10 protein-coding genes are annotated in these 13,098 nt (G+C 68.7%); 6 read left to right on the top strand and 4 right to left on the bottom strand.

Annotation, left to right across the window (positions count from 1 at the left end; translation table 11 throughout):
- Positions 1–5: 5 nt before the first annotated feature.
- Positions 6–2,429 carry a malto-oligosyltrehalose synthase gene (gene treY / locus AB0E69_RS15165; protein ID WP_360144743.1) on the bottom strand — a complete coding sequence of 808 codons (2,424 nt, stop codon included), beginning with the start codon at positions 2,427–2,429 and terminating at the stop codon, positions 6–8.
- Positions 2,426–4,543: a glycogen debranching protein GlgX gene (glgX, locus tag AB0E69_RS15160; protein WP_360144740.1), complete on the bottom strand. Its 2,118-nt coding sequence runs from the start codon at positions 4,541–4,543 to the stop codon at positions 2,426–2,428. Before glgX ends, treY begins: the two co-directional genes overlap by 4 nt.
- Before the next feature lie 239 nt (positions 4,544–4,782).
- Here glgX and AB0E69_RS15155 point away from each other — a divergent pair, with 239 nt between their 5' ends.
- The 6 genes from AB0E69_RS15155 to AB0E69_RS15130 all read left to right on the top strand — a co-directional run bounded on the left by AB0E69_RS15155 (position 4,783) and on the right by AB0E69_RS15130 (position 10,987).
- Entirely contained in the window at positions 4,783–5,298 is a 516-nt protein-coding gene (locus tag AB0E69_RS15155; protein WP_360144737.1) for a hypothetical protein, read from the top strand.
- Positions 5,295–7,436: a glycosyltransferase gene (locus tag AB0E69_RS15150; RefSeq protein WP_360144734.1), complete on the top strand. Its 2,142-nt coding sequence runs from the start codon at positions 5,295–5,297 to the stop codon at positions 7,434–7,436. The genes AB0E69_RS15155 and AB0E69_RS15150 overlap by 4 nt, the downstream gene beginning before the upstream one ends.
- A 36-nt stretch (positions 7,437–7,472) precedes the next feature.
- Positions 7,473–8,240, top strand: coding sequence for a serine protease (locus AB0E69_RS15145; RefSeq protein ID WP_360144731.1), 768 nt, complete (start codon positions 7,473–7,475; stop codon positions 8,238–8,240).
- A gap of 113 nt (positions 8,241–8,353) precedes the next feature.
- Positions 8,354–9,937, top strand: coding sequence for an FAD-dependent oxidoreductase (locus AB0E69_RS15140; protein WP_360144728.1), 1,584 nt, complete (start codon positions 8,354–8,356; stop codon positions 9,935–9,937).
- Positions 9,934–10,596 (top strand): Rid family hydrolase, encoded by a 663-nt coding sequence (locus tag AB0E69_RS15135; RefSeq protein ID WP_360144725.1) that lies wholly within the window; start codon positions 9,934–9,936, stop codon positions 10,594–10,596. Before AB0E69_RS15140 ends, AB0E69_RS15135 begins: the two co-directional genes overlap by 4 nt.
- 10 nt (positions 10,597–10,606) lie before the next feature.
- Entirely contained in the window at positions 10,607–10,987 is a 381-nt protein-coding gene (locus AB0E69_RS15130; protein WP_360144722.1) for a cupin domain-containing protein, read from the top strand.
- Positions 10,988–11,232: 245 nt separating this feature from the next.
- Here AB0E69_RS15130 and AB0E69_RS15125 read toward each other — a convergent pair whose 3' ends face one another.
- The gene (locus AB0E69_RS15125) at positions 11,233–11,412 is read right to left on the bottom strand and encodes a hypothetical protein (protein ID WP_360144719.1); all 180 of its coding nucleotides are present in this window, start codon (positions 11,410–11,412) and stop codon (positions 11,233–11,235) included.
- A 42-nt stretch (positions 11,413–11,454) separates the two neighbouring features.
- Complete coding sequence (gene aceB / locus AB0E69_RS15120; protein ID WP_360144716.1) at positions 11,455–13,020, bottom strand: malate synthase A; 1,566 nt, start codon at positions 13,018–13,020, stop codon at positions 11,455–11,457.
- Positions 13,021–13,098 lie beyond the last annotated feature (78 nt).

The raw sequence follows: 13,098 nt of genomic DNA, 5'->3' as shown, positions 1-13,098 counted from the left end.
GTCGATCAGCTCCTGACAAGCAGAGCCACTGGGTGGTCGGCCAGCAACTCGTGGATACGAGCCGCTCCACTACCCACCTCTCGGCCGGTCAACACGTTCTTCCACTGGCCACTCGGCAGCACCACCGTGCTGTCGCCCCAGCCGCCCAGCCGGTACAACGCCGCGGGCAGGCGGGTCGCGACGGTGATGACGGCGTCGCCACGGGCATAGGCGACCGCATGTCCGTTGGAGGTTGGCAGCGGCGTGTAGCTGCCGGCAAAGGCCTCCGGGTACTGCCGACGGACGCGCAAGGCTCGCGAGGTGACCAACAGCTTCTCGTCGGACAGGTCCTCCGGCTTACCGCCCTCGTCCAACCGTTTCAACCGGTCGATGCGGGCCTGGTAGTCCACCGGCCGCCGGTTGTCCGGGTCCACCAGGGACAGGTCCACCAGCTCAGTCCCCTGGTAGACGTCCGGTACGCCGGGCATCGTCAGCTGGACCAGCTTCTGGCCGAGCGTCGCCGCGCGGACGTACTCGCTCTGCTCGTCGGCGAACCGCCGCACCGAGTCCAGCACCGCTTCGTCGGCCAGAACTGCCGTGACGAAGGCGGCGACGGTCTGCTCGTACTCCTCGTCCGGCGAGGTCCAGCTCGTGTGCACCTTGGCTTCGCGGATCGCCTTGAGGATGTAGGTCTGCATCCGCTCTTCGGCGATCGGACCCCAGGTGCCGTAGAGCGTCTGCCAGAACAGGTACTCCGTGCTGCCGTCGAGCAACGGGCCACGGTGGTCCTCCGACAGCCGCCGCCACTCCCGGACCGCGTCCGACCATGCAGCAGGCTGCTCGGACAGCACGCCGAGCCGGGCGCGCACGTCCTCGGACCGCTTGGTGTCGTGCGTGGACAGAGTCGTCATCGTCTTCGGCCAGTCCCGGTTCAGCTGCCCCGCGAACGCGTGGAACTCTTCCGGCGAGACACCGAAGTGCTCCGGGTCCCCGCCGACCTCGTTCAGCGAGGTGAGCCGGAACCACCGGTAGAACGCGGTGTCCTCGATGCCCTTGGCCATCACCGGACCGCACGTCTGCTGGAACCGCACGATCAGTTCGTGCCGCGCGTGCTCGTCGATCGTGCTGGTCTCCCGGCCGAGCAGCAGGTGCAGCACGACGTCCAGCGTCTCCTGCCGGTCCTCGTCCAGGTTCGCTCGGGCCTTGTCGGCCGCGCGCTCCAACACCTGTACGGCGGTGGGCTCCGGCTCCTCGCCAGGCACGACATACGCGCGGTAGACGTCGAACTGGACCAGCAGCTCGGCCACGACCTCGTGGAACGCACGCCTGGTGTGGTCGCGCAGCCGGATGTCGTCCTGGCAGATGCGGGCCAGCAGCTCGACCAGCCGGTGCACCTCGGCGTACTGCCCGTTGCGGACGATCTCCCGCTTCGCCTCTTCCACCACGGGGTTGAAGTCGGCCGGTCCACCGGTGAACTCGGAGTGCAGCGCCAGCAACGGTGCAGCACCGGAAGGGTCAACGAAAAGGCCGCCGACGCGCAGGAGAGCGTCGTACCCCGTTGTGCCGGCGCAGGGCCAGTCGCGGGGCAGTTGTTCCTCGCCCTCGAGGATCTTCTCGACCACGACCCACGCGCCGCCGGTCTGCTCGGCCAAGCGGCGCAGGTAGCCGCGGGGGTCGGCTAGTCCGTCCGGGTGGTCGATGCGGAAGCCGTTGAGCTTGCCCTCGTGCAGCAGCGCTAGCAGCAGCTCATGCGTCGCGTCGAAGACCTCCTGGGTCTCCTGACGCACGGCAGCGAGCGTGTCGACGTCGAAGAAGCGCCGGTAGTTCAGCTCCTCATCGGCGACCCGCCAGTGCGCGAGGCGGTACCACTGCTCGGTCACCAGCTCCTCGAGCGGCAGCCCTTCGGTGCCCGGGCGCAGCGGGTACTGGTGGTCGTAGTACCGGAGGATGTCCCCGGACACGGACAGCTCGCCGTCTGCGAGCACCTTGCCGATCCGCTGCCCCAGCACGGCCATCAGCAACGGCTGGTTGCCCGATCCCCAGTCCACGTCGAACCACTCGGCGTACGGCGACCCCGGTCCGAGCCGAAGCACCGACCACAGCGCCTTGTTGAGGCTGGCCGGTGTCGGCACGGCGACATGGTTGGGTACGACGTCCGCGATCGCGCCCATGCGGTGATCGGACAGCCGCGCCGACAGCCGGTCGAACGCGGGCCGGCCGCCCATCGGTTCGGACAGCCGGCTGTGGTCGACCACGTCGTACCCGTGCGTCGAGCCTGGAGCGGCCTGGAGGATCGGGGACAGGTAGGCGTGCGAGATCCCCAGGCTCTGCAGGTACGGAACCACCTCTGCGGCGTCGTCGAAGCCGAACTCCGCCCTCAGCTGGAACCGGTACGTCGCTTGGGGGACCTGACCGGGGTGGTGGGGCGGGGAAGGTATCGGCACCGTCATCCGGCAACCTGTCGCGGCCGAGTGAGGACGACCGTACTGCGGGCTGCCAGTTGGATCGTGCTGCCGGCGGGGTGCGCCTCGTCGCTCGCGCCACCCGTTGTGGTGCTCGTGTCGATCGCGACCGTCCAGCTCTCGCCGTACTCCTCCGGTGGGAGCAAGAAGTCCATCGACTCGTGGTCGCCGTTCAGCAGCACCAGGAACGAGTCGTCGACCACTGGCTGCCCCCGCGGGTCCGGCTCCGAGATGGCGTCGCCGTTGAGGAACACCGCGATCGACCGCGCGTCGTCGCGCTGCCAGTCGCCCTCCTGCATCTCGGTGCCCTTCGGCATGAACCAGACCAGGTCACCGAGCCCGTCGACGCCGGTGTCGCCGTGGAAGAAGCGGCGGCGGCGCAGGACCGGGTGGTTGTTGCGCAGCCGGAGCAGCGCCCGAGTGAACTCCAGCAGGTGCTTCTGCGGCTCGTCGAGGTCCCAGTTGATCCAGGAGACCTCGTTGTCCTGGCAGTAGACGTTGTTGTTGCCCAGCTGCGTCCGGCCGAGCTCGTCGCCGTGGGCGAGCATCGGCACGCCCTGCGAGATCAGCAGCGTGGTGAGGAAGTTGCGCTGCTGGCGGGCGCGCAACCGCAGTACCTCGGGGTCGTCCGTGGGCCCCTCGACACCGCAGTTCCAGGAGCGGTTGTGGCTCTCGCCGTCGTTGCCGCCCTCGCCGTTGGCCTCGTTGTGCTTCTCGTTGTACGAGACCAGGTCGCGCAGCGTGAACCCGTCGTGCGCGGTGATGAAGTTGATGCTGGCCAGCGGCCGCCGGCTGTCGTCCTGATACAGGTCGGACGAGCCCGTGAGGCGCGAGGCGAACTCGGCCAGCGTGTACTTCTCGCCGCGCCAGAAGTCCCGGACGGTGTCGCGGTACTTGCCGTTCCACTCCGTCCACAGCGGCGGGAAGTTGCCGACCTGGTAGCCGCCGTCGCCGACGTCCCACGGCTCGGCGATCAGCTTCACCTGGCTCACCACCGGGTCCTGCTGGACCAGGTCGAAGAACGCGGACAGCCGGTCCACCTCGTGGAACTGGCGGGCCAGCGTGGCCGCGAGGTCGAAGCGGAAGCCGTCCACATGCATCTCGGTGACCCAGTAGCGCAGCGAGTCCATGATCAGCTGCAGGACGTGCGGGTGCCGCATCAGCAGGCTGTTACCGGTACCCGTGGTGTCGTAGTAGTGCCGCTTGTCCTCGTCCACCAGCCGGTAGTAGGCCGCGTTGTCGATGCCCTTGAACGACAGCGTCGGACCGAACTCGTTGCCCTCGGCGGTGTGGTTGTAGACGACGTCCAGGATGACCTCGATGTCGGCCGCGTGCAGCGCCTTCACCATCGCCTTGAACTCCGTCACCTGCTGACCGAGCATGCCGGTCGAGGAGTAGGCGTTGTGCGGCGCGAAGAAGCCGATCGTGTTGTAGCCCCAGTAGTTGGACAGGCCGCGCTCCTGCAGCGTCCCGTCCTGGGCGAACTGGTGCACCGGCATCAGCTCGATCGCCGACACCCCGAGCTCCTTCAGGTGCTCGATGGTGGCCGGGTGGCCGATCCCGGCGTACGTGCCGCGGATGTCCTCCGGCAGCCCTGGGTGGGTCTTGGTGAGGCCCTTGACGTGCGCCTCGTAAATCACCGTCTCGTGGTACGCGTGGCCCGGTGGGCGGTCGTTGCCCCAGTCGAAGAACGGGTTGGTCACCACCGAGTGCATGGTGTGGCCGCTGTTGTCCATCGTGTTCAGCTCGTCCGGCTTCTCGAACCGGTAGCTGAACAGTGACTCGTCGCTGTCGACCTGTCCCTCGATGGCCTTGGCGTAGGGATCCAGCAGCAGCTTGGACGGGTTGCACCGGTGTCCCTCGGCCGGGTTGTACGGCCCGTGCACCCGGAACCCGTACCGCTGGCCAGGCTGCACGCCCGGCAGGTACCCGTGGTGCACGAATCCGTCCACCTCGGTCAGCTGCACCAGTTGCTCACTGCCGTCATCGGCGACCAGCGCCAGATCTACTCGTTCCGCAACCTCCGAGAACACCGCAAAGTTCGTCCCGGCGCCGTCGTACGTGGCGCCGAGCGGGTAAGGACGGCCAGGCCATTTCTGCACCTGATGACAGTAGCCACCCGCACCCCCAGAGACCGCATCGCGGGGTGTCGACCGCCGACCGACGGCAGCTGTTCGCCCAGCTTGCCGACGGTGGACAGCCCGGAGGTCCAGGCCATCGAGCTGCAGATCCCGGCGGCGAGAGGTTGACAAACCGTAGGGAGACTGCAACACGAAAGATCTTGTCAGGAAAGAATTCGACCGGTCACATCGTCGGCGGAGTCGAGTATGATCTCGCCCTTGTGAGACCGCCTTCCCACCGGCGGCCGGTGTTTCTGGACTCGACCGGGCGTCGTCGCCGCATGTTCCGCCGTACCGGCGTCGTGCTGGCCGTGCCTGCCGTCGGTTACGTCCTGCTGACAGCGAGCAGCCTGTTCGGTGGGCCGCGTCTCGACACCCCGCTGATCCCCCTGCCCGAGGCCGCCAACCACCAGCCGCGCCCACGCACCACTCCGGAGCCGGCTGTCGCGCAGACGGTCGAGTCGACCGAAACCCCGGCGGGCCGCACCGAGCCGACCGACGGTCCGACCCAGGACCCGAGCAGCACGGACAGCCCGACCTCCTCGTCGCCGACCCCGGTCACCACGACCACCACAACTGGTACGCCGATGCCGACCACGGTCCCGTCGACGCCGGTCGTACCGACCACCGCGGTACCGTCGCAGCCGCCAACGACCACCCCGGCCCCAACGACGACCACACACGGCAACAAGCCGAGCATTCCGCCGGGCCACACGAAGACACCCGGCAAGCCGTGAGCCGACCGGTCGCGCGTCGCGCCAAGCCGGTCCCGCTCAGAACGCACTGGCTCGTCCTGACGCTCCTGCTCATCTGCCTGTCGAGCATGCTGCTGCTGAACGGCTACACGCACCACATGTTCGGGGCGGAGCCCGACGGCGCGGTCGCACCGATCGGCAGCGCGGCCGGCGTACCCCGCTCGATCGTCAAGGGCGGTCCGGTCATCGACGCCAGACCCGGACAGCCGCGGTCGGTAGGCCCGCGAGCCCGCACCATCGCCCTCACCTTCGACGACGGACCGGACCCGGTCTGGACCCCGAAGATCCTCGCCATCCTGCGCGCCCAGCAGGTGCATGCCACCTTCTTCGTCGTCGGTACGGCGGTCGCCGAGCACCCCGAGCTGGCCCGCCAGATCGTTGCTGAAGGCCACCAAATCGCCGTCCACACCTTCACCCACGCCAACCTCTCCGCGGCACCCGGCTGGCGGCGCTCGCTCGAGCTGCGGCAGAGCCAGCTGATCCTCGCCGGCGCCACCGGTGTCAGTACGACGCTGCTCCGGCCGCCGTACTCCTCCGAGCCCTCCTCGCTGACCGACCACGACTGGGCAGCCCTGCAATCGGCTCGCGCGGCCGGCTACCTCACTGTGCTGAGCAGTCAGGACAGCGAGGACTGGCGGCGCCCGGGCACCGACCGGGTGATCGCCAACTCGATGCCACGCAGTCAGGCCGGCCAGGTGCTGCTGATGCATGACGCCGGCGGCGACCGCAGCGAAACCGTGGAGGCGCTCGCGCGGATCATCCCGCGGCTCAAGGCCCGCGGCTTCCGGTTCGCCACGGTCAGCGACGCCGTCGGCCTGCCGGACCCGACGCGGCGGACGAGTGGGCTGGAGCGCGGTCGCGGCCTCGCCGTGATCTGGGCGATGCATATCAGCGACGCCGCCCTCAAGTTCCTGACCTGGCTGCTGTACGCCGCCGGCGCGCTGAGCGTCCTGCGCGCGATCACGACCGTGGTGGCGGCCCGCCGGCACGCCCGGAAAGCCCGGTTGCGCGGCTCGTCCTGGGGCCCGCCGGTGACCGAGCCGGTCAGCGTCATCGTCCCGGCGTACAACGAGAGCGCGGGGATCGAGGCGGCGATCCGCTCCCTGGTCGCCTCAGACCATCCGCTCGAGGTGATCGTCGTCGACGACGGTTCGACCGACGGTACGGCGGACCTCGTCGAGGCGCTCCGGATCCCGGGTGTCCGGGTGATCCGGCAGGCGAACGCGGGCAAACCGGTGGCGCTCAACACCGGCCTGCGGGCGGCCCGGTTCGAGCTGATCGTGATGGTCGACGGCGACACGGTGTTCGAGCCGGACGCGGTCCGGATGCTGGTGCAGCCGTTCGCGGACCCGGCGGTCGGTGCGGTGTCGGGGAACGCGAAGGTCGGCAACCGCGGTGGGCTGCTCGGTCGCTGGCAGCACATCGAGTACGTGATCGGCTTCAACCTGGACCGGCGGCTGTTCGATCTGGCCGAGTGCATGCCGACCGTCCCCGGTGCCGTCGGCGCGTTCCGTCGTACGGCGCTGGAACGCATCGGCGGGCTCAGCGACGTGACGCTCGCCGAGGACACCGACCTGACCATGGCGATGTGCCGTGACGGGTGGCTGGTGGTCTACGAAGAGCGTGCGGTGGCGTGGACAGAGGCACCGGCGTCGCTGGGCGCACTGTGGCGACAGCGGTACCGCTGGTGCTACGGGACCATGCAGGCGATGTGGAAGCACCGCGGGGCGTGGGTGCAGCGCTACCAGGCCGGCAAGCTCGGCCGCCGCGGACTGACGTACCTCCTGCTCTTCCAGGTGTTGCTGCCGTTGCTGGCGCCGGTCGTGGACGTGTTCTCGATCTACGGCCTGGTGTTCCTCGACCCGGTGCGCGTGCTGGTCGTGTGGGTCGCCTTCCTCATCATTCAGCTAGGCATGGGCCTCTACGCGTTCCGGCTGGACGGCGAGCGGGCTGGACCGCTGTGGACACTGCCCCTGCAGCAGTTCGTCTACCGGCAGCTGATGTACCTGGTCGTCATCCAGTCCGCGTTCACCGCACTGACCGGCACGCGGCTGCGCTGGCAACGGATGGAGCGCTACGGCAGCCTCCAGGCGCCGGCCGGCACCGATGGTGTCGCTTGACGGATTTGAGCGCTCACGTGCAGTAACTTCGAGTGTGTGCTGAAGCGCGCTGCTCTCCTCTGCGTCCTGCTGCTGGCCACAGCGCTGCCGGCGTCTGCCGGTCAGCCGGTGGTGGTCGGCGGCACGCTGGCCAGCGTGAGTGAAGCGCCGTGGGCGGTTGCGCTGACCAACCCACATTCGGCGGCCGCAAGTGGGCGATGGTGTGGTGCCGTGCTGGTCAGACCGGACAAGCTGGTGACGGCTGCGCACTGCATGGACCAGGCCGCCTCGACGTACTCCGCGGTGCAGGGCCGGGCCAACCTCGCCGACCGCTCCGTCGGGCGGGTCTCGGCGATCAGCAAGGTCTGGATCCACCCGGGCTACACCACGAAGAACAACCGGTACGACGTTGCGGTGCTGACGCTGAGCAAACCGTTCACCGGAGTGCCCTCGCTTCCGCTCGAGACCCGCGTCCGGATGGACCGGACCGGCGTCGTACCGACCGTGTATGGCTGGGGCGACACGCAGGGCACCGGGCCGGACGAGACGCTGCAGAAGGCCGCCGTACCGGACCTCGGCGACAACGCCTGCCTGGCGGACAAGAGCTACGTCGCGAACGGGTACGCCGCCGCGACCAACATCTGCGCCGGATACCTCGAGGGCGGAATCGACGCCTGCCAAGGCGATTCGGGCGGTCCACTGGTCCTCAACGGTCGGCTGCTGGGCGTCGTCTCCTGGGGCGAGGGCTGCGCCCAGCCGGGCAAACCGGGCGTCTACACCGACATCGCCGGGGTCGCCGAGCCGCTACTCCAACAGGTTCGTTAAGCCGAAACATACCTGTCAGTACTGGCGTCGAGACGTCACCGTCCCGATACGCTCCGAAAACACTATGTCCTTACTTTTCTGGTCAGCTACTCGTTGCCCAGTGAGGAGAAGGCATGGCACAGACCAGGCGTCAGTTCCTGCAGCAGGTCGGCATCACCGGCGGAGCCGGTGTCCTCTACTCCACGATGTCGGCGCTCGGCCTCACGGGCGTCGCCGAGACCCCGGCGTACGCCGCTCCGACGCGTACCGACCTGAACGGCCGGCGCGGCAAGCACGTAGTGATCCTGGGCGCCGGCATCGCCGGACTCACGTCGGCGTACGAGCTGCTGAAGGCCGGCTACAAGGTCACCCTGCTCGAGGCCCGCAACCGTCCCGGCGGCCGGAACTGGACCGTCCGCGGCGGTACCGTCGAGACCGACCTGGCCGGAAACACCCAGCGGGCAGCCTTCTCGCCCGGCCAGTACATGAACGCCGGGCCGGCGCGGCTGCCCCAGCACCACGTGACGCTCGAGTACTGCCGCGAGCTCGGTGTCGAGATCCAGCCGTTCGTGAACCAGAACGCGGACGCCTACCTGTACCGCGAAGGCACCAGCAGCCTGTCGAACCAACCGATCCGGCACCGCACGGCCAAGGCCGACGTGTACGGCTACGTCGCCGAGCTGCTCGCCACCGCCGCCGACCAGGGCGCGCTCGACAGCCGGCTGACGGCGGCCGACAAGGAGGCGCTGATCGGGTTCCTCAGCAGCTTCGGCTCGATCGGGAACAAGGCGGCCGGGTTCGCCTACACCGGGACCGACGGGCGGCGGGGGTACGTCGTCGAGCCGGGCGCCGGGCTCGAGGGTGGCTCGACCGCCGCGCCGTATGCGCTGAGCGACGTGTTGGCCAGCGGCGTCGGCAACTACTTCTCCTTCGAGTTCGGCTGGGACCAGGCGATGATGATGTTCCAGCCGGTCGGCGGGATGGACCGGATCCCGTACGCGTTCGAGAAGGCGATCGGGCGGGACAAGATCCGGTACGGCTCCGAGGTGACCGGGTTGCGCAACACCGGCACCGGCGTCGAGGTCAGCTACACGAGCGGTGGGCGGACCCGAGCGGTCACCGCGGACTACGCGATCTGTGCGTTGCCGCCGCACCTGGCCGCGAAGGTGCCGTCCAACCTGCCGGCACCGATCCTCGAAGCGCTGCGGTACGCGCGGCCGACGAACGCCGGCAAGATCGGGATCGAGTACGGCCGGCGCTGGTGGGAGGAGGATCACCGGATCTACGGCGGCATCACCAACAGCAGCCTCGACACGGTCAACACCTGGTACCCGTCGTACGGGTTCCACGGCGAGCGCGGCACGGTGATCGGCTACTACAACACCGGCGCCAACGCGAACGCGTACGGCGCTCTGACGCCGGCGGCCCGGCTGGAGCGCGCGCTCGCACAGGGCGCGAAGATCCACGGCGACGTCTACACCAAGGACGTGAAGGCAGCGTTCTCGGTGAACTGGCTGGGGACCCGGTACTCCGAGGCGTCCTGGGTGAGCTGGCCGTCGCAGACCGACGGTATCTACGCCCGGCTGCTCGAGGCCACCGGCAACATCTACTTCGCAGGCGACCACCTGTCCCATGCCATCGCCTGGCAGCACGGCGCGATCGTCTCCGCCCGGGCCGCCGTCACGGCGCTGCACAGCCGGGTGGTGACGAGCCGATGAGGAAGTCACGTGTGCTGACCGGTGTTGCGGCGTTGGCTGTGGTGGTTTCGTTTGGCGCGGGGGCGTCGACCGCCGCCGGCTGGTGGGACCGGCCGAAGCCGCCGCGGCCCGGCACCGTCGTACCGGCCCTGCCGGCCGGCCAGGCGAACCCGCTGATCGCCACCGGGGTCGGCATCGGCGCGAACACGCCGATCTACAAAACGAGCGGGATCGGCCCGTCGGCCCTCAACACCGGCGCGCCGGCCGGGACCGAGGCGGCGTACGTCGACACGGCGATCTTCCCCGGCGGCGTACTGCCCGCGGGTGTCACGATCACCGAGGCCCAAGGGATCAACGTCCTCCGCCGGATCGGCGAGAACCTGCAGGCCGCCGGGTTGTCGTACGCCGACGTCTACACGATGCGCGTCTTCCTGCAGAACCCGGCCGGCGCCGCCGCGGCGGACTTCGCCGGCTGGAACCGCGCCTACCGGCAGTACTTCGCCAACACCGACCTCACCACTGGCGCCTACGTCCCTGTCCCGCTCGGCACCGCTGCCCCCGCCAAACCCTTTGTGGTCAACAAGGCCCGCCCCTCCCGCTTCGCGCTGGAGATCGAAAACCTCCCGGTCGCGGGCTGGCTCGTCGAGGTGGAGGTCGACGCGGCGTACCCGAAACCCTGACACTGGACAGATGAGCGAACCCGTCCGCGTCATCAGAGCCGGCGATCTGGTCGCCGCCGACCCGACCGCCGGCATGCTGCGGATGCGCGCCTTCGAACTCCCGATCCTGTGGGCCGGCCAGGTGATCACGCAACCCGGCGCGATCTCCGGCTGGCACCACCACGACAAGAACGAAAGCAGCCTCTACATCGTCTCGGGCGTCCTCCGCCTGGAGTTCGACGGCTCCGACGACTACCTCGACGCCGTAGCCGGCGACTTCGTCCACGTCCCCGCCTACACCATCCACCGCGAAAGCAACCCCACCACCACCCCGTCCCTAGCCATCATCGCCCGAGCCGGCGGCGGGATCCCCACCGTCAACGTCGAGGGACCTCAGGTAAAGCGTTCGTAGAACGCTCAAACCTCACAAGTCAGCTCGAGCCCCGGACAGCCGACGAAGACGGCGTCATGTGCCACCAACGGCAACTCCCATCGAATGGCAGCCGCCGCAATCCACAGATCCCCGAGATGCTGCTTCTGGTGCAGGGGATGACCAACCCGACGACACTCTGCACGCAGCCCAGGTCGTCTCGCGTCCCCGGGGCAGCACTGCACTGCGATGGAAGACGTTGGTGTCGAGCAGGATGGCCTAGGGCGTCACTCGTGGATCGCCTGGATGAAACGGTCCCACTCGTCGTCGGAGAGGTCCGAGAGCTCGAACGACTCGTCCTCACGGAGCGGTTCGGAGCCGGCGAGGATCTGCATTAGATCTTCCGGCCGCCAAAACCCCGCGTCGGCGTGGGCGAGCGCAGCCGACGCCGAGGTTGGTTCTGACATACAAATCACCTCCTGTCCGTGCCTCCAGAAATACCGGAGACGTCACTCGAAGCGTTCGTAGGCGGGGAGGGTTAGGAAGTCGGTGTAGGTGTCGGAGAGGGCTACTTCGAGGAAGAGGGTGCGGGCTGGGGCGTAGGGGGCGGGGTCGCCTAGCTTGGCGATCTCTTCGGTGGCGATTTGTTCGACCAGGTCGGTGGTGACGGTGGCGCCGGTGTCGAGGACGACCTGGTTCTGGCGCCACTGCCAGATCTGGGAGCGGGAGATCTCGGCGGTGGCGGCGTCTTCCATCAGGTTGAAGATGCCGACCGCGCCGGTGCCGTTCAGCCAGGCGGCGAGGTACTGGATGGCTACGCTCACGTTGCTGCGCAGGCCCGCCTCGGTCACCTCTCCGGGGGTGGAGGCGACGTCGAGGAGCTGCTCGGCGGTGACGGAGACGTCCTCGCGGAGCTTGCCCAGCTGGTTGGGCTCCGAACCGAGTACGCCGTCGAAGACCTTGCGGCAGGTCTCGACCATGCCGGGGTGCGCGACCCACGAGCCGTCGAAGCCGTCGCCGGCCTCGCGGGTCTTGTCGGCCTCGACCTTCGCGAACGCCTGCTCGTTCACCGCCGGGTCCTTGCTCGGGATGAACGCCGCCATCCCGCCGATCGCATGCGCACCGCGCTTGTGGCAGGTCCGCACCAGCAGCTCGGTGTACGCGCGCATGAACGGCACCGTCATCGTCACACTGTTCCGGTCCGGCAGCTGGAAGTCCGTACCGCGGGTGCGGTGCGTCTTGATCACCGAGAACATGTAGTCCCAGCGCCCCGCGTTCAGCCCCGCCGAATGCTCGCGCAGCTCGTAGAGGATCTCCTCCATCTCGAACGCCGCCGGGTACGTCTCGATCAGCACCGTCGCCCGGATCGTCCCCCGCGGGATCCCAAGGGCCTCCTGCGCGGTCACGAACACGTCGTTCCAGAGCCGCGCCTCGAGGTGCGACTCCATCTTCGGCAGGTAGAAGTACGGCCCCTGCCCGCGGTCGAGCTGCAGCTGCGCACAGGCCGCGAAGTACAGCGCGAAGTCCACCAGCGACCCCGAGGTCCGCTGACCGTCGACCAGGATGTGCTTCTCCGGCAGGTGCCAGCCGCGCGGGCGGACGACGATCGTCGCCAGCTCGTCGTCCGGCTTCAGCGCGTAGCTCTTCGCGTCGGTGCTGAAGTCGATCTGCCGGGTGATCGCGTCAAGCAGATTGAGCTGGCCGCCGACCACGTTCTCCCAGGTCGGCGTGTTGGCGTCCTCCTGGTCGGCCAGCCAGACCTTGGCACCGGAGTTCAGCGCGTTGATCGTCATCTTCCGGTCGGTCGGCCCGGTGATCTCCACCCGCCGGTCGACCAGCCCCGGAGCGGCGGGAGCGACCCGCCACTCCGGGTCGTCCCGCACGTCCTTCGTCTCCGCCAGGAACCCCAGCGACGCCCCGGCCGCGATCTCCGCGACCCGCTGCCGCCGGCGCTCGAGCAGTTCGAGTCGTCGCGCGTCGTACGCCCGGTGCAGCGTCTCGATCAGCCCGAGCGCCCGCTCGGTGAGAATCTCGCCGTACCGCTCGTTCATCGGCCCGGTGACGTCGATGGACACGTGGGACTCCTTAGCTCAGTACTACGACCTCGTGATCGGTGATCCGGTCTACCTCGAACTTAATCCAGCCGTCCTGCT

This window comes from Kribbella sp. NPDC026611, from assembly GCF_040638345.1.
In the GTDB taxonomy this organism is placed as follows: Bacteria; Actinomycetota; Actinomycetes; order Propionibacteriales; family Kribbellaceae; genus Kribbella.
Note: the sequence above shows the minus strand (reverse complement) of the source record. Positions and strands in the feature narration are given on the sequence as shown.